Origin of the sequence: Isoptericola halotolerans (genome assembly GCF_045689585.1) — a bacterium.
In the GTDB taxonomy this organism is placed as follows: domain Bacteria; phylum Actinomycetota; class Actinomycetes; order Actinomycetales; family Cellulomonadaceae; genus Isoptericola; species Isoptericola halotolerans_B.
The window spans coordinates 88,081-103,593 of the sequence record NZ_CP140108.1 but is presented as its reverse complement, the minus strand read 5'-3'; the positions used below and the strand labels follow the sequence as shown (position 1 = coordinate 103,593).

General features: G+C 74.2%; 16 protein-coding genes and 1 riboswitch. Of the genes, 8 read left to right on the top strand and 8 right to left on the bottom strand.

The genetic code is table 11. The annotated features are described in order from the left end of the window. Window positions 1–71 precede the first annotated feature (71 nt). Both UQW22_RS00455 and UQW22_RS00450 read right to left on the bottom strand, forming a co-directional pair. Window positions 72–1,850: an ABC transporter ATP-binding protein gene (locus UQW22_RS00455; protein WP_407318896.1), complete on the bottom strand. Its 1,779-nt coding sequence runs from the start codon at window positions 1,848–1,850 to the stop codon at window positions 72–74. Continuing rightward, the gene (locus UQW22_RS00450) at window positions 1,847–3,640 is read right to left on the bottom strand and encodes an ABC transporter transmembrane domain-containing protein (RefSeq protein WP_407318895.1); all 1,794 of its coding nucleotides are present in this window, start codon (window positions 3,638–3,640) and stop codon (window positions 1,847–1,849) included. Before UQW22_RS00450 ends, UQW22_RS00455 begins: the two co-directional genes overlap by 4 nt. Window positions 3,641–3,706: 66 nt before the next feature. Here UQW22_RS00450 and UQW22_RS00445 point away from each other — a divergent pair, with 66 nt between their 5' ends. Next, complete coding sequence (locus UQW22_RS00445; RefSeq protein WP_407318894.1) at window positions 3,707–4,102, top strand: DUF3817 domain-containing protein; 396 nt, start codon at window positions 3,707–3,709, stop codon at window positions 4,100–4,102. Further along, entirely contained in the window at window positions 4,099–5,307 is a 1,209-nt protein-coding gene (gene moeB / locus UQW22_RS00440) for a molybdopterin-synthase adenylyltransferase MoeB (protein WP_407318893.1), read from the top strand. Before UQW22_RS00445 ends, moeB begins: the two co-directional genes overlap by 4 nt. A gap of 21 nt (window positions 5,308–5,328) precedes the next feature. Here moeB and UQW22_RS00435 read toward each other — a convergent pair whose 3' ends face one another. The 4 genes from UQW22_RS00435 to UQW22_RS00420 form a co-directional block, all read right to left on the bottom strand. Beyond that, entirely contained in the window at window positions 5,329–6,138 is an 810-nt protein-coding gene (locus UQW22_RS00435; RefSeq protein ID WP_407318892.1) for a thiazole synthase, read from the bottom strand. Window positions 6,139–6,146: 8 nt separating this feature from the next. Beyond that, window positions 6,147–6,404, bottom strand: a complete 258-nt coding sequence (gene thiS, locus UQW22_RS00430; RefSeq protein WP_407318891.1) for a sulfur carrier protein ThiS — start codon at window positions 6,402–6,404, stop codon at window positions 6,147–6,149. Next, the gene (gene thiO, locus UQW22_RS00425; RefSeq protein WP_407318890.1) at window positions 6,401–7,648 is read right to left on the bottom strand and encodes a glycine oxidase ThiO; all 1,248 of its coding nucleotides are present in this window, start codon (window positions 7,646–7,648) and stop codon (window positions 6,401–6,403) included. Before thiO ends, thiS begins: the two co-directional genes overlap by 4 nt. After that, window positions 7,640–7,744: riboswitch (TPP riboswitch) on the bottom strand. Its footprint overlaps the gene before it by 9 nt. Window positions 7,745–7,804: 60 nt before the next feature. Then, on the bottom strand, window positions 7,805–8,821 hold the full coding sequence (locus UQW22_RS00420; protein WP_407318889.1) for a Fic family protein: 1,017 nt from the start codon (window positions 8,819–8,821) through the stop codon (window positions 7,805–7,807). A gap of 248 nt (window positions 8,822–9,069) precedes the next feature. On the opposite strand from UQW22_RS00420, the gene thiE reads away from it, so the two are divergent. The 6 genes from thiE to UQW22_RS00390 all read left to right on the top strand — a co-directional run bounded on the left by thiE (window position 9,070) and on the right by UQW22_RS00390 (window position 13,330). Continuing rightward, window positions 9,070–9,720, top strand: coding sequence for a thiamine phosphate synthase (thiE, locus tag UQW22_RS00415; protein ID WP_407318888.1), 651 nt, complete (start codon window positions 9,070–9,072; stop codon window positions 9,718–9,720). 78 nt (window positions 9,721–9,798) lie between these two features. Beyond that, entirely contained in the window at window positions 9,799–9,984 is a 186-nt protein-coding gene (locus UQW22_RS00410; RefSeq protein ID WP_407318887.1) for a hypothetical protein, read from the top strand. Then, window positions 9,984–10,436 (top strand): hypothetical protein, encoded by a 453-nt coding sequence (locus UQW22_RS00405; protein WP_407318886.1) that lies wholly within the window; start codon window positions 9,984–9,986, stop codon window positions 10,434–10,436. Before UQW22_RS00410 ends, UQW22_RS00405 begins: the two co-directional genes overlap by 1 nt. Beyond that, window positions 10,433–10,984, top strand: coding sequence for an OmpA family protein (locus UQW22_RS00400; RefSeq protein WP_407318885.1), 552 nt, complete (start codon window positions 10,433–10,435; stop codon window positions 10,982–10,984). The genes UQW22_RS00405 and UQW22_RS00400 overlap by 4 nt, the downstream gene beginning before the upstream one ends. A gap of 49 nt (window positions 10,985–11,033) precedes the next feature. Next, entirely contained in the window at window positions 11,034–12,623 is a 1,590-nt protein-coding gene (gene guaA / locus UQW22_RS00395) for a glutamine-hydrolyzing GMP synthase (protein WP_407318884.1), read from the top strand. Between the two features lie 110 nt (window positions 12,624–12,733). After that, a complete protein-coding gene (locus UQW22_RS00390; RefSeq protein ID WP_407318883.1) occupies window positions 12,734–13,330 on the top strand; it encodes an aromatic ring-opening dioxygenase LigA in 597 nt (198 codons plus the stop codon). A gap of 104 nt (window positions 13,331–13,434) precedes the next feature. Here UQW22_RS00390 and UQW22_RS00385 read toward each other — a convergent pair whose 3' ends face one another. Together UQW22_RS00385 and UQW22_RS00380 are read right to left on the bottom strand one after the other, a co-directional pair. Next, window positions 13,435–13,929: a hypothetical protein gene (locus UQW22_RS00385; RefSeq protein WP_407318882.1), complete on the bottom strand. Its 495-nt coding sequence runs from the start codon at window positions 13,927–13,929 to the stop codon at window positions 13,435–13,437. Then, complete coding sequence (locus tag UQW22_RS00380) at window positions 13,926–15,497, bottom strand: PspC domain-containing protein (RefSeq protein WP_407318881.1); 1,572 nt, start codon at window positions 15,495–15,497, stop codon at window positions 13,926–13,928. Before UQW22_RS00380 ends, UQW22_RS00385 begins: the two co-directional genes overlap by 4 nt. Between the last annotated feature and the right edge of the window lie 16 nt (window positions 15,498–15,513).

The following is a 15,513-nucleotide window of genomic DNA, read 5'->3' as shown; positions in this document are numbered from 1 at the left end:
CTGCGGGTGCACGACACGCCGCTAGGCCGAGGGGATCAACGGCGTGTCGTGCACCCACAGCGCGGGGGTGGCTACTCGTGCTGCCAGGACCGCCACAGGCGCGCGTACTCGCCGTCGGCCGCGACGAGGTCGGCGTGCGGGCCGATCTCGGTGATCCGCCCGCCGTCCACGACGGCCACGCGGTCGGCGTCGTGGGCGGTGTGCAGCCGGTGCGCGATCGCCACGACCGTGCGACCGGTGAGCACCGCGTTGAGGGACTGCTCCAGGTGCCGGGCCGCCCGCGGGTCGAGCAAGGAGGTCGCCTCGTCCAGCACCAGGGTGTGCGGGTCGAGCAGCACCAGCCGGGCGAGCGCCACCTGCTGGGCCTGCGCGGGGGTCAGCGGGTGGCCGCCCGAACCCACCTCGGTGGCCAGGCCGGACGGCAGCGACGTCGCCCACGCGCGGGCGTCCACGGCCTCCAGCGCCTGCCACAGGTCCTCGTCGGTGGCCGAGGTGTCCGCCAGCATCAGGTTCTCCGCCAGCGACCCGACGAACACGTGGTGCTCCTGGGTCACCAGCGCCACCTGCCCGCGCAGGTCCTCCAGGGGCAGGTCCACCAGCGGGACCCCGCCCACGGTCACCGAGCCGCCCGTGGGCGGGTGGATCCCGGCCAGCATCCGGCCGAGCGTCGACTTGCCCGCTCCGGACGGCCCGACGACGGCGAGCCGCTCACCGGCCCGCAGGTCCACCGACACGCCGTGCAGCACGTCGTGACCCTCGCGGTAGGCGTACCGGACCTCGTGGGCACGGACGTCGTCCGACGCCGGTACCTCGCCAGAGACCGTCCGGTCCGGCCCGACGAGGCCCACGCCGACCACACGTGCGAGGGCGACCGCGGCGACCTGCAGCTCGTCGAGCCAGAACACCAGGTCGAACACCGGTCCGCCCGTCTGGTAGGCGTAGAGCGCGATCGTCGCGACGGCGCCCACGGTCGTGAGGTCCTGCGAGACCAGCCACGCACCCCAGGCGATCACCGCGACCGGGGCGATCGCCACGGCGGTGTCGAGCGCCGGGATGAGCCGCAGCCGCAGCCCGAGGGTGTACCTCTCGGCGGCGAACGCCTCGGCCAGGTCGCCGCGCAGGCGGCGTCGCAGCCGCGGCCCGAGCCACAGCGCGTCGGTGGTGCGCGCACCCTCGACGGACTCCGTGATCGTGCCGTTGATCCTCGCGTACGCCGCCGACTCGCGCAGATACCCGGGCGTGGCCCGCCGCAGGTACCAGCGGGTGGCGACGACGATGATCGGCACGCCGACGAGCAGGCCCACCGCGACCAGCGGGTCGGCGAGGAACGAGGCGACCAACGTCAGGCCGATCGTGACGACGCACACCAGCACCCGGGGCACGCCGAACCGCACGGCGTGCTGCAGCTTGTTGACGTCGTTGGTGGTCCGGGCGACCAGGTCGCCGGTGCCGGCCTTCTCGACCGTGGACAGCGGGAGCCGGGTGGCGGTGCCCATGAACTCCTCGCGCAGCTCGGCGAAGACCTGCTCGCCGAACACCATGGACAGCCGCTGGGCGTACCGCGTCACCACGGCCTGCACGACGACGGCGGCCACCAGCACCAGCGCGAGCTGGTTCACCCGGGTCACCGTGGTCCCGGCCGACACCTCGTCGATGAACCGGCCCAGCAGGAACGGCCCGGCCAGCCCGGCGACCGCCGCGAGCGCGTGCAGCACCGCGACACCACCGAGGCGGGTCCGGTGGCGGCGGAACAGGCGGCCGACGGTGCGCCGGACCTCGTGCCGGTCGGCGATCGGCAGCTGGTTCGGCTGCGCCGCCGCCGGTGACGGCGGGGCGGTGGTGGCGCTCATCGGACGGATCCTTCCAGGGAGAGGTCGCCCGACGTCGCCGCGCCCGGCGCGGCCATGCTGCGGCCCACGACCGCGCGGTAGCGGGCGCCGTCGTCGTCGCTGCGCGCCAGCAGCCCGGCGTGCGTGCCGCGGGCCCCCACCCGGCCGTCGGCGTCCAGCAGCTGCACCTCGTCGACGTGGTCGAGCACCAGCGGGCTGGCGGTGACGACCAGAGTGGTCCGGCCGGCGCGGACCTCGGCCACCCGTTCGGCGATGCGCGCCTCGGTGTGGGCGTCCACGGCGCTGGTCGGTTCGACCAGCACGAGGATCTCGGGGTCGGTCAGCAGCGCCCGCGCCAGGGCGACACGCTGGCGCTGCCCGCCGGACAACGACCTGCCCTTCTCGGGCAGCTCGCCGGTCAGGCCGCCGGGCAGGGAGTCGAGCACGTCCCGCGCGTCGGCGGCGAGGATCGCTGCCGTCAGGTCGGCCTCGGTGGCCCGCCCCCGGGCGTCCAGCTCCTCGCCCAGAACACCGGAGAACAGGTGCGGTGTCGCCTCGGAGACCACGACGCGGTGCCGCAGCGCCTCCTTGTCGAGGTCGGCGAGCCGCACCCCGCCGAGCGTCACGGGTGCGGCGGCCTCGGCGTCGTCGTCGAAGCGACCGAGCCGGGTCGCCACGGCGGCCGAGACGTCCGGGTCGGCGCACACGAGGGCCACGACGCGTCCAGGGTGCAGCACCAGCCCGGAGGCGTGGTCGACGAGGTCGCTGCCGGCCGGTGGGGCGGCGGCGGGCGCGGCGGCCTGGGGCGTCGCCTCGTCCACCCGCAGCACCCCGAGGATCTTGCGTGCCGACACGTGGGCGTTGGTGGTCATCTGCAGCATCTGGGTGGCCATCTGCACCGGCCACGACAGGAACGCGGCGTAGCCGTAGAACGTCACGAGCTCGCCAGGGGTCAGGTCACCGCGCACGACGGCCCGCGCCCCCAGCCAGAGCACGAGGGCCACGAGGAGCCCGGGCAGCAGCACCTGCAAACCGTCGAGCACGGACTGCACGCCGGCCACCCGCACACCGCGCCGGCGCACCTCCTGCGACTGGCGGGCGTAGCGGGCGGCGAACACGTCCTCGCCGCCGATGCCGCGCAGGATCCGCAGCCCGGCGACCGTGTCGGAGCCCAGCGCCGTCAGCCGCCCGACCGACTCGCGGTGCGTCCGCTGGCGGCGCTGCAACGGTCGGACGAGCAGGGCCAGCACGGCCGCCACCACGGGCACGCCGAGCGCGACGACCAGACCCAGCACCAGGTCCTGGGACAGCAGGTAGCCGGCGGCGACGACGTAGGCGAGCACGCCACCGATGAACCGCCCGGACATGGCGAACATGTCCCCGGCGCGCAGGGCGTCGTTGGCCACCGCGGCGACGACCTCGCCCGTGGGCAGCTTCTTCGTCACGGCGTGACCGGCCCGGGTGGCCTTGTCCCCGACGAGCTCCGTGAACGAGAACGAGGCCCGCAGCCAGTTCTCGACGTCGTAGGTGTGGCTGAGCACTCCCGAGACGACGATCGCCGCCGCGGCGACCAGCATCGCGGCGCACCACCGCAGCAGCTCGCCGCCCGGGCCCGACCCGGCCGTGTCGAGGCCGGAGTCGACCGCGCCGCCGAGCAGCAGGGGAGCGGCCGAGGCGGCCAGCAGGGACACGCTGCCCGCGACGGCTGCCTTGAGCATCACGTCGCGCTGGCGCCACGCCTGCCAGGTGAGCAGGCGGGTCGCGGAGGTCAGCGGAGGGCTGCCCGGGTCGGGCAGCGGGAGGGGGCGCACGGTCGTCCAGCGTAGGCGCCGTCACCCACGCCGGTCACCGGAATTTCGCGGCCTATCCTGGGTGGCGTGAGCACCGAGCAGAACACCTCCGCCGTCACCACCGAACAGGCCACGACCGCCATCCGCAAGGCCCGCGCGGCCCTGACCCGCTACCGGGTGATGGCGCTGATCACCGGCGTGATGCTGCTCGTGCTGTGCGTCGAGATGTTCTTCAAGTACGTCGTGCCCGTCGACGCCGTCATCGACTACATGGGCTGGGTGCCGTTCGCCCACGGGTGGATCTACGTGGTCTACCTCGTCACCGTGCTGGACCTGTGGGCCAAGATGCGCTGGGGCTACGGACGCCTCGCCACGATGGTGTTCGCCGGCGTCGTCCCGGTGATGTCGTTCATCCTCGAGAAGCGGGTGCACGCCGACGCCGACGCCAAGCTCGGGGCGCTCGCGGAACGGTACGGAGCATGACGCTGCGCGACGGCGTCGCGGACGGCGGGCGCTACCGGCTCGCGCCGCTGGTCGCCCCCGCCCCCGCTCTCACCGACGCCGAGCTCGACCGCTACGCGCGGCACCTGGCGCTGCCCGGCCTCGGGCTCGAGGGCCAGCGCCGCCTGGCCGCGGCGCGCGTGCTGGTCGTCGGGGCCGGTGGCCTCGGCAGCCCCGTGCTGCTCTATCTCGCCGCGGCCGGCGTCGGGACGTTGGGCGTCGTGGACGACGACGCCGTGGACGTCACCAACCTGCAGCGCCAGGTGCTGCACGGGCAGTCGGACCTCGGCCGGGCGAAGGTCGCCTCGGCGCGGGACGCGGTGGCGGAGGTGAACCCGCACGTCGAGGTGGTGGAGCACCGTGTGCGGCTCGACCCCGACAACGTCCTGGAGGTGCTGGACGGCTACGACCTGGTGGTCGACGGGGCCGACAACTTCCCGACCCGCTACCTGGTCTCCGACGCCGCCGAGATCCTCGGGCTCCCCGTCGTGTGGGGCTCGATCGACCGGTTCGACGGACAGGTCAGCCTCTTCTGGGGCGCCCCGGCGGGCGAGGAGCGCGGCCCGACCTACCGCGACGTCTTCCCCGTCCCGCCCCCACCGGGCACCGTGCCGGACTGCGCCACCGGTGGTGTGCTCGGCGTGCTGTGCGGCGCGGTCGGCTCGGCGATGGCCACCGAGGCGGTCAAGCTGGTCGCCGGGCTCGGCACCTCGCTGCTGGGCCGGCTCGCGGTGTACGACGCCCTCGCGCTCGACTGGCGTGAGCTCACGGTGCGCCCCGACCCGACCCGTGAACCGGTGACGGCACTGCTGGCCGGCGACGACGCCTACGCCGCGTTCTGCGGGCTCGCGCCGCTGCCCGGCGGGCCGCAGATCTCCGCGGCCGACGCCCGCGAGCTGCTCACGGCCGACCCGCCCGCGGTGCTCGTCGACGTGCGCGAGGAGTGGGAGGCGTCGGTGCGGCCGGTCGATGGCGCCCGGCTGGTGCCGAGCGGCCGGTTCCTCGGCGGTGCCGGTGCCGGACCGGACGACACGGCCCGGGAGGCGCTCGGCGCTCTGCCCACCGACCGGCCGGTGCTGCTCGTGTGCGCGGCCGGTCCCCGGTCGACCGCCGTGGCACAGGTCGCGCGGGCCGAGGGTGTCGACGCGCGCTCCGTCGTCGGCGGCGTGCCCGCCCTGCTCGGCTGACGCTGCGCCGAGCGGGGACGGTCAGAGGGAGAGGTCGAGCCGCCCCTCCGGGGTCGAGCTCGCCAGCGCCCGCTCGCGGCGAGGGATGCGCCCGGCCCCCGCGGCCAGCCGGCCCGACTCGACGGCGAGCCGCATCGCGTGGGCCATCCGTACGGGGTCCTCGGCACGGGTGACGGCCGAGGCGAGGAGCACGCCGTCGCAGCCGAGCTCCATCGCCAGCGCGGCGTCGGAGGCCGTGCCGATGCCCGCGTCCAGGATCACCGGGACCCGGGCGGCGTCGGCGATCGCCTCGATGTTGCGGGGGTTGAGGATGCCCAGCCCGGAACCGATCGGTGCGCCCAGCGGCATCACCGCCACGCAGCCGACGTCCTCGAGACGCCGCGCCAGGATCGGGTCGTCGTTGGTGTAGGGCAGCACGACGAACCCGTCGCGCACCAGCTCCTCGGCCGCCTCGACCAGGCCCACCGGGTCCGGGAGCAGGGTGACGTCGTCGGCGATCACCTCGAGCTTGACCCAGCTCGTGCCGCAGGCCTCGCGGGCGAGCCGGGCGGTCAGCAGCGCCTCGCGCACGGAGAAGCACCCCGCGGTGTTGGGCAGCGCGCGGATCCCGAGCCGCTCCAGCAGCCCCCAGATCCCCGCGTCCCGGGACGCCTCGCCGCCGGCGCGCGGGGCGACGCGGCGCATCGCGACGGTGGTCAGCCCCGTCCCCGAGGCCACCAGGGCCCCCTCGAGGGTGAGCAGGTTGGCCGCGCCACCCGTGCCCATCACCAGGGGCGAACCCACGGCCGTGCCGGCGATCACCAGCGGGTGCTGCACGTCGGTGCGTGTCATGTTCCTCCTCAGCCGCCCTGGACGGCGGTGACGATCTCGACGCGGTCCCCGGCCCGGACCACGGTGGACTCCCAGGTGCCGCGGGGGACGACGACGTCGTCGATCGCGACGGCGAGGCCGCGGGGAGCGCCGTCGGCGACGTGGCCGGGCATGAGCTCCGCCACCAGCTCGGTGACGGGGACGGCGCCGGTCGGGCCGAGGTCGTGGTCCGCGCCGTTGACCCGGGCGGTCGCCGGGTTGCCGGTGCGCTGGTCGTGGCTCGTCACGGTGCTCCTTCGGTCGTGGGGTCGGTGGGGGAGAAGCGGCGCGGGTCGGTCGCGCGCAGGGCCGCGAGCATGGCCGCCGGGTCGGCGCTCGGGACGTCGACGTCGAACCACGAGCCCGTCAGCCCCGCGACGACGACGTCGGCGGTCAGGGGTGCCAGCAGGATGCCGTTGCGGTGGTGCCCGGTGGCGAGGTGGAGCCCGGGCACGTGCGTCGGGCCGAGGAGCGGCACGTTGTCGGGGGTGGACGGCCGGGCGCGGGGTGTCGCCTCGACGAGCGTCGCCTCGTCGATCGCGGGCAGCAGCACCCGGGCGTCGCGCAGCAGGGCGAACACGCCGCCCGCCGTGGCACGGCGGTCGTCCGGGTTCTCCTCCGTGGTCGCCCCGATGACGAGCTCGCAGTGCCCCTTCCAGGGGCCCTCGGTGGCCGGGGCGCGGGAGACCACGTAGACGGGCCGGCCCTGGACGAGGCCGCGGACCACGTGCCGGGGCGCGAGCTCCGGGTCGGCCTGCAGCCGCAGGGTCTGCCCCTTGACCGGGCGGACCGGGACCGCGACACCGGGAAGGTCGGCGAGCAGCGACGCGGACGCCCATCCCGCCGCGACGACGGTCGCGCCGGCGCGGTGCAGGTGCCGGGTCTCGTCCACCGCGCCGACGACCCGGCCGGCGTCCACGTCGAGCCGGACGACGGCCCGGGGGACGACGGCGCCGTGCGGATGGGCGTCGACCGCCCGCCACAGCGCGGTGTGGGTGGCCCGCGGGTCGACGGCGTGGTCGCCGGGAACCCAGGCGGCCTCGGTGAGGCGCTGGCCCAGCAAGGGCTCGCGCCGGCGGGCCTCGGAGATCGCCAGCCGCTCCGAGGTGACGGCGTGGCGGGTGTGCAGCGCCAGGATCCGGCGCAGCAGCGCGGCGTCGGTGCCGTCGTAGGCGAGGGTCAGCGTGCCGGACTCCCGCAACCCCACCCCGAGGCCGGACGCGGCTTCCAGGTCGGCGGCGAACGACAGCCAGCGGGAGGCGCCGGTCAGGTGCAGGTGCAGCGCCGTGTCCTCGGTGAACTCGGCCTCGGTGGCGGGCGCGATCATCCCGGCGGCGGCGCGGGTGGAGCCGTCGCCGGGATCGGGGTCCAGGACGGTCACGCTGAGGCCCGCCTCGAGCGCGCGCCACGCCACGGCGAGGCCGATGATGCCGGCGCCGACCACGACGAGGTCGCGCGTGCCGGCGGGCGTTGCGGGCAGACGTCGGTCCAACGCGGTGCTCCCTTCGCTGGCATGATCCAGATCAGGTGGGACGGTCGGCGCCGCTGCGCCCTCTCAGCCCCGACCGGGGCTCCCGTGCTGCGTCCACCCTACGGGAACGGCAACGGGCTCATGACGCGACGTCGTCCGGTACGGCGGTCTGCTTGCTCACGCGCCCTCCTTGCGGCGCCGTCCCTTGGTGCGTGCATACTCGTCGACCGCCTTGCGCGTGCTGCGCCACGTGCCGTCGGGCGCTTGGAACGCCTCCAGCCGCCCGCGCTGCGCTGCCTGCCGAAGGGCCGTGATCGAGAAGCGGTCGTCGACCAGCGCGGCCAGCGGTACCAGCTTGGCCGGCCCAGCGACGTTGGGCAGGATGAAGCGGTTGAGGTTGTCGAGCATGGCTCGCGCCAGGAGCTCACCCAGCGACCCGTAGTCGCCCTCGTCAGCTCGCTGCATCGCTGCCAGGTATGCCGGTCGCTGCTGTTTCAGAACCACCACCGGTGGGTATCCGAGGCGGACGAGGATCAGATTGAGTACGAGGCGGCCGGCGCGTCCGTTCCCATCGATGAAGGGATGTACCCGCTCGAACTCGTTGTGCAGCCGCGCTAGCGTCTCGGGGATCGGTGCATCGGAGCTGCCGAGCGTTCGCCCCGCCCCGTGGGCGGCATCGAGCCAGTCCTGCATCCTCGGCGGTACCAGGGGCCAGCTCGGGGGTGTCATGCCGCCGCCGAACGGACGGATGTCGTGTTCGCGAAAGCTGCCGGGCGTCTCCCGATCGCTGGCGTCGGGGTGCGGGGCGACGTTCCACACGGGGGTCATCAGCGTGGTGTGGATCTGCCGGACCTCCGCCAGTGTGACGAGCGTGTCGGTCTGCCAGTCACCGTCGTGATGCGCCTGCGCGTAGACCCAGCTGGCGGCATCGCCGTAGCCCTTGACCTCCATGTACTCCTTGAGGGGCTTCGCCCCGACGGCGCGTCCCTGATCGAGGAGCATCTCGACCTCCCTGATCACCAGGGTGTTGCCTTCCAACGCGGTCGAGTGGTGCGCTTCGAGGTGCCAGATGTCGCGCCACACGAACTCGGCCTCTTCGGGGGTGGGTAGACCCCCGAGCCGAGTGCGCAGCTCGTCCAGCGAGGATTCGAGGCGCGCGTACACGCTGGCGCGGGTCGGTCGTCCACGGGGCACCGGCGACCTCCTTGTTGATATACCTAGTGAGGACCTAAATGATCGAATCAAACGGTAGCCGTTGATGCGCTTCGCGGAAACCTTATCGATCGAATCAACGGTGGTCCGATGGTGTCGCCGGTGGGACGGTTGCGGGTTCACCGCTCGAACGAGTTGGGCAAGCTGACGCGGATGTCGACAGCACGACGGGAAGCTCGGCACACGCTCTTCGCTCTGAAGTCCCCGTGTTGCGTCGATAGCCTCGGCCCGTGACTCCTGCTGACACCGTCCGTGGCCGGCTCGCCGACGCCCGCCTGTACCTGTGCACCGACGCCCGCGAGGACCGCGGCGACCTGGAACGGTTCCTGCACGCGGCGCTCGCCGGCGGCGTCGACGTCGTCCAGCTCCGGGACAAGACGATCGACGTGGCGCGGGAGCTGGACCTGCAGTCGCTCGTCGCCCGCGTCGCGGCCGAGCACGGAGCCCTGTGGGCGGTGAACGACCGGGCGGACGTCGCGTCGCTCACCGGGGCGCCGGTGGTGCACATGGGGCAGGGTGACCTGCCGGTGCCCGCGGTCCGCTCGTTGCTCGGCCCGGGACCCGTGCTGGGCCGGTCCACGCACTCGGCCGCGCAGGCGGCCGCGGCGGAGGCCGACGAGGACGTCGACTACTTCTGCGTCGGGCCGCTGTGGGCGACCCCCACCAAGCCGGGCCGCTCCGCCGTCGGGCTGGACCTGCTGCACGAGGTCGCCGCCACGATCCCGACGACGCCGTGGTTCGCCATCGGGGGGATCGACGCCGAGCGGTTGGACGAGGTGCTCGACGCCGGCGCCCGGCGCATCGTCGTCGTCCGCGCGATCACCGAGGCGCCAGACCCGGAGCGGGCGGCGCGCGAGCTGCGCGAGCGGCTCGCCGGATAGCCCCCGAGACCTGCCTCCCGGTCAGGAGACGTGGCACCATCACACCGTTTGCACCCGCCGACGCTGCTGGAGTCACCGATGAACGTCCGTCCTCGCCTCGTGGCCACGCTGGCCGCGGCCCTCCTGCTGACCGGATGTACCGGGAGCAGCGACGAGGATCCCTCGGCCGACGCCACCTCGACCGCGGACGAACCGGCGCCGGCCGCTTCCGGGAGCGCGGACGCGGCCGCCGGCACCGCCGAGGCGCCGGGCCCGACGTGGTGATGGCCGAGCAGACGATCGACACCCCGGGAGAAGCAGGCGGCACGATCACCGTCACGCTGCGGACGCTCGAGGTACGGGACGACGTCACGACCGTGCGGTACACGCTCCGCTGGGACGACGACGGCGCGGCCGACGACGAGACGGCCGGCCACAGCGACCTCGGTGTCGACTGGATCCCCACCGTCACGGACACCGCCGCGCTGGTCCAGTACCGGCCCTTCTGCACGAAGGGTTCGTGGCAGGAGGGCGCCATCTCTCAGCAGCAGTGCGGGTACAGCGCCACCGCCTCGCCCAAGTACCCGTTCGACGGGTTCGTCAACCACGCCACGATCGAGGGCTGGGCCATGCTGCCGGCGCCGGACGGCGAGCCCGGGACGCTCGACGTCACGCTCGGCCAGGGGCTGCCCGTGTTCACCGGTGCCACCGTGACCTCCGCGGGCGATCCGGCATGAGGCCCTGGTCGGCCGTCGCGCGAGTGGGAGGCGTCGTGGTGCTGTCCGCGACGACGCTCGCCGGGCCGGCGCACGCGACGTTCGCCCTCGATCCCGCCGACCCGACGTTCGCCCTCGATCCCGCCGACCCGACGTTCGCCCTCGACCCGGCGGACGCCACCACGACCCTCGAGCGCACCGTCGAGGAGGCGGACGACACCGTCGTGACGTTGACCTCGGACCTCCTGTTCGACTTCGGGTCGGCCGACCTCACCGACCGGGCTGCCGAAGCGGTCGCGGAGCTGGCCGAGCGGATCCCGCAGGACGCCGCCGTGCGGGTGGACGGGCACACGGACGCGGTGGGTTCCGCGGCCGACAACCAGGCCCTGTCCGAGGAGCGTGCCCGGGCGGTCGGCGACGTGCTCCGGGACGCACGCCACGACCTGGACCTGGAGGTCAGCGGGCACGGTGAGACCGCCCCCGTGGCGGACAACACGACGGGTGGGGAGGACAACCCGGCCGGCCGGGCGCTGAACCGCCGGGTCGAGGTGACCTACCCGACGTCCTGAGTGCTGGTCCGGCGCCCGCCGGCCTCCACCGGACCTCTATCCTGGTCCCGTGACGTCTCCCGCCACCGCCCCTGCCCCCACCCCGCGCCCCGTCCTCGTGGTCGACTTCGGCGCCCAGTACGCCCAGCTCATCGCGCGACGCGTGCGCGAGGCCAGGGTCTACTCCGAGATCGTGCCCCACACGTGGACACCGGAGCAGATGCTCGCCAAGAACCCGGCGGCGATCATCCTCTCGGGCGGCCCGTCGTCGGTGTACGCCACCGGTGCGCCGTTCGTCGACGCCGCGCTGTTCGAGGCGGGCGTGCCCGTCCTCGGCATCTGCTACGGCTTCCAGGCGATGGCGCAGGCGCTCGGCGGGAAGGTCGCCCAGACGGGCACCCGCGAGTACGGCGGCACGGAGGTCGAGGTCTGCTCCGCCGGCGTGCTCCTCGCGGACACCCCGCCGACGCAGACCACCTGGATGAGCCACGGCGACTCGGTGCACGCCGCCCCCGAGGGCTTCGACGTCCTGGCGACGTCGTCCGGCTCGCCGGTCGCCGCGTTCGAGGACCCCGCACGCCGCCTCTACGGCGTGCAGTGGCACCCGGAGGTCAAGCACTCCGCGCACGGGCAGGAGGTCCTGGAGCACTTCCTGTACTCCGGTGCCGGGCTGCGGCCCGACTGGACGCCGGACAACGTCATCGCCGACCAGGTCGCGGCCATCCGCGCCCAGGTGGGCGACGCCCGGGTGATCTGCGGGCTGTCCGGCGGCGTGGACTCCTCCGTCGCCGCGGCGCTCGTGCAGCGCGCCGTGGGGGACCAGCTCACGTGCGTGTTCGTCGACCACGGGCTCCTGCGCGAGGGAGAGGTCGAGCAGGTCGAGCGCGACTTCGTCGCCGCCACCGGCGTCAACCTCGTGGTGCGCGACGAGCGCAAGCGGTTCCTCGACGCCCTCGAGGGGCACAGCGACCCGGAGACCAAGCGCAAGATCATCGGCCGCGAGTTCATCCGCGTCTTCGAGGACGCGGCGCGCGACATCGTCGCCGACGCCGGTGAGCACGGGGAGCAGGTCGAGTACCTGGTGCAGGGCACCCTGTACCCCGATGTCGTGGAGTCCGGCGGCGGCGAGGGCGCGGCCAACATCAAGAGCCACCACAACGTGGGCGGGCTCCCCGACGACCTGCAGTTCGACCTCGTCGAACCGTTGCGGACGCTGTTCAAGGACGAGGTGCGCGCGGTGGGTCGCGAGCTCGGCGTCCCGGAGCCCATCGTCGCCCGCCAGCCCTTCCCGGGACCCGGCCTGGGCATCCGCATCATCGGTGAGGTCACCGCGGAGCGCCTCGAGATCCTGCGCCGGGCGGACGCGATCGCCCGCGAGGAGCTGACCCGCGCCGGCCTCGACGGCGAGATCTGGCAGTGCCCGGTCGTGCTCCTCGCCGACGTGCGGTCGGTGGGCGTGCAGGGCGACGGGCGCACCTACGGTCACCCGATCGTTCTTCGCCCCGTCTCCAGCGAGGACGCCATGACGGCGGACTGGACCCGGATGCCGTACGACGTGCTGTCGGTGATCTCGACCCGCATCACCAACGAGGTGCCCGAGGTCAACCGGGTGGTCCTCGACGTGACGAGCAAGCCGCCGGGGACCATCGAGTGGGAGTGACCCGGGGCCGACGGCGGCGGTGACCTGAGCCTTCGCCGTGCTGTCCGGTGCCGACGGCGCTACGTTGGCGGTGTCCTCACAGCCGAGCGTCACCGTCGGAAGGCACCGCCATGTCGAGCACCGTCACCGTCCGGCCCGCCAGGGGAGTTCGCGGGATCGGGATGCTGTCCATCATCGCCGGCGTCATCCTCGTCCTGGCCGGCGTCGCCGTCTGGATCGTGGTCTCGATGACCCTCTCCGACGAGAAGATCATCGTCTCGGACGACGCGAACGAGATGTTCGCCGGGCAGCAGGTCGCCGGACCGTTCACCGCGTACGCGCAGGCCGAGGTGATCGACAAGCACGCGCTCGAGGCGTCCGGCGGCGCGACCTACGCCGAGCTCGACCAGGACGACCCGACCCGGGACACCGTCATGAACGCCTCGTTCCTGCGGGCGTCGCTGTTCACCTCGGTCGTGGCGTTCGGCGTGTGCGCCCTCGTCATCGGGCTCGGGCTGATGTTCATCCTGATCGGTGCCGCGCTGCGGCGCCTCGCCGGGGGACCGGCGGTCGCCGTGGAGACGCCGGGGACCACGTCGCAGGGCGACCTGTCCGCGGCGCCCCGGCACAGCGCGTCGCCCCCGCCCGACGCCGCCACCCCGCCGGCGCGTCCGTCGACCCGGCCGGCCGACCCGCCGCCTGGACGGTCCGACACGCCACCGGCCTGACGGGCCGGGCTGCCCCGCGGGCCGAACGGCCCCGAGCGCGACCGTGGCCCCCACCGGCAGGGTGGGGGCCACGGTCGTCCCGGGCGCAGCGTGTGCAGCGCTGGTCAGCCGGCGGAGGCCCGCCGACGACGGCGCATCGAGCCCGCCACGGAGCCGACGACCAGCAGGAGCCCGGCGACACCGAGCAGCAGGATCGCGGCGAGCTCGAGGTCGATCGTCGCGCCCGCGGTGGTCGCCAGCAGGCCGATCCCGATCGCGACGACGATCAGGCCCCAGACGATCGTCGTGGTGCGGGGGCCCGACCGGACCAACGGTGCGGCCGGTGCGGCGGTGCCGGAGGCAGACGGCTCGGGCCGGGACGCGGTGGTCGGCTCGGGTGCGGAACCGGCGGACCGGACGGGCTCGTCGAAGACGGCGAGCGGATCTGTGGACCGGCCCGTGGACCCCGCGGCCTGCGGGCCCGGTGAGGTCGGCAGGGCGGCCGTGGTGGGGACCTCGCCCGAGGGGAGCTGCTGGGTGGGCGGCACGGCGGGGCTGTCCGCCGTGGTCTGCCCGGCGGTCTCCGGCGCGTCAGGGCGCTCCGAGTGGTCGTTGTTCATCGTTCCTCCTGGATGACGATCTCGCCGGCACGGGCGTCGATGTCGAGCTCGAGCACGGCGCCGCCGAGCTCGGCGACCTCGTCGGTCTGATACATGGACGGGCCGCCGGTGAAGCCGGACGCGACCGACCGCTCGTCGTCGATGTCGACGACGAGGTTGCCTGCGTTGACGTCCGCGGAGATCTCCACGGCGGTGTCCTCCGGGATCTCCACGACCGTGCGCCCCGCGGTCATCTCGACGGGCACCCGGACCGGTTCGCCGGGAGTCACGTCGGACAGGTCGAGCTCGGTGAGGTCCACCGTGGCGTCGCCGAACTGGACACGGATCCCGTCCTCGGCCGCCTCGATCGACCGCGGCGTGACGGTGCCCTCGCTGATGACGGTCCCGGACATCGTGGTGACCTGCGGCTCGTCCCAGGGCCACCGGCTGTCGGCCGGTGCGAACGGCCAGACCGCCGCTGCCGTGAGGATACCGCCCCAGGCGAACGCGGTGAGCCAGCCGCCGCGCAGGCCGCGCAGGCCGCCGACGACGATGCCGACGCCGATCACGACGACGGCGGTACCTACCCACGCGGGCCAGACCGGCACGCTGGTGCCCAGGACGATGTCCGCGGCGAGCAGGGCGGCGCCGGCGAGCAGCGCGAGCCCGACGACGATGCCGACGGTGCTTCCTCCGACCCTGCGGCGAGGTGCCGGCGTCGGCGGGACGGGCGGTCCCGGCGGAGGGCCGTACCCGCCGCCGGCCGGGGGCGCGGGCGGTGCAGGTACGGCACCGGCAGGCGCCGGGCCGACGGGCGCCGTGCTGGTGGTGGCGTAGTCCGTGGGTCCGGAACCGGCGGGGGCCGCCGAGGCCACGTACGGGGCGGGCGGCGCCGGGGTGAACGACGAGTCGGGTCGCGGCTCGGACGGGTGCACGGGGGCCTCGCTGCGGTAGGGGGTCGGGTACGTCGGGTCGGACGCGGTGTGCTGCGGGTACGTCCCGGGCGTCGGGCCCCCTCCCGGGGCGTACGGCGTGCCGTACGGCGGTGCCGCCGTCGTGCCCTCGGGGTGCCGGCGGGAACGGACGAGCTTGACGATCAGCCACACGACGGCGACCCAGAACGCGACCCACAGCAGGGCGGCGACCCACTCGGCCGGCCCGATCCACCACGGCCAGAACCCGCCGCCCCAGATCAGGCCCAGCAGCACGGCGAGGCCGGCACCGAGCATGGCGACGTCGAAGGTGCCCCGGATCGCCTCCTGCAGGTGGATCCGACCGTCGGACCGCTCGGGCAGGAGCGCCCAGGCGATGCCGTACAGCACGAGACCTGCACCGGCGACGAAGAAGCTGAGGATCAGCAGCCCGCGCACGAGGAGCGGGTCGACGCGGAACCGGTCGGCGAGCCCGGCGGCGACGCCACCGACCCACCGGTCGTCGGACCGGGTGATGCCGATGCGGCGCACCGAGTCGAAGAAGCCCTCGCCGGCCGGGCGACGAGGAGGGGGAGGCGGCGCGGAGCCACCGTCGGTGCCACCGGCTCCGGCGGCACCACCGGGGGTGTCCGGCGCAGGGGTGTCGTTCGTGGTCATGACTCCATGCTGATCC

Coding starts and splice junctions, on each gene's coding strand:
- UQW22_RS00400 (WP_407318885.1), top strand. CDS start 10,433: ATGAGGCCCTGGTCGGCCGTCGCGCGAGTGGGAGGCGTCGTGGTGCTG.
- UQW22_RS00380 (WP_407318881.1), bottom strand. CDS start 15,497: ATGACCACGAACGACACCCCTGCGCCGGACACCCCCGGTGGTGCCGCC.
- UQW22_RS00455 (WP_407318896.1), bottom strand. CDS start 1,850: ATGAGCGCCACCACCGCCCCGCCGTCACCGGCGGCGGCGCAGCCGAAC.
- UQW22_RS00385 (WP_407318882.1), bottom strand. CDS start 13,929: ATGAACAACGACCACTCGGAGCGCCCTGACGCGCCGGAGACCGCCGGG.
- moeB (WP_407318893.1), top strand. CDS start 4,099: ATGACGCTGCGCGACGGCGTCGCGGACGGCGGGCGCTACCGGCTCGCG.
- UQW22_RS00410 (WP_407318887.1), top strand. CDS start 9,799: ATGAACGTCCGTCCTCGCCTCGTGGCCACGCTGGCCGCGGCCCTCCTG.
- UQW22_RS00390 (WP_407318883.1), top strand. CDS start 12,734: ATGTCGAGCACCGTCACCGTCCGGCCCGCCAGGGGAGTTCGCGGGATC.
- UQW22_RS00405 (WP_407318886.1), top strand. CDS start 9,984: ATGGCCGAGCAGACGATCGACACCCCGGGAGAAGCAGGCGGCACGATC.
- UQW22_RS00435 (WP_407318892.1), bottom strand. CDS start 6,138: ATGACACGCACCGACGTGCAGCACCCGCTGGTGATCGCCGGCACGGCC.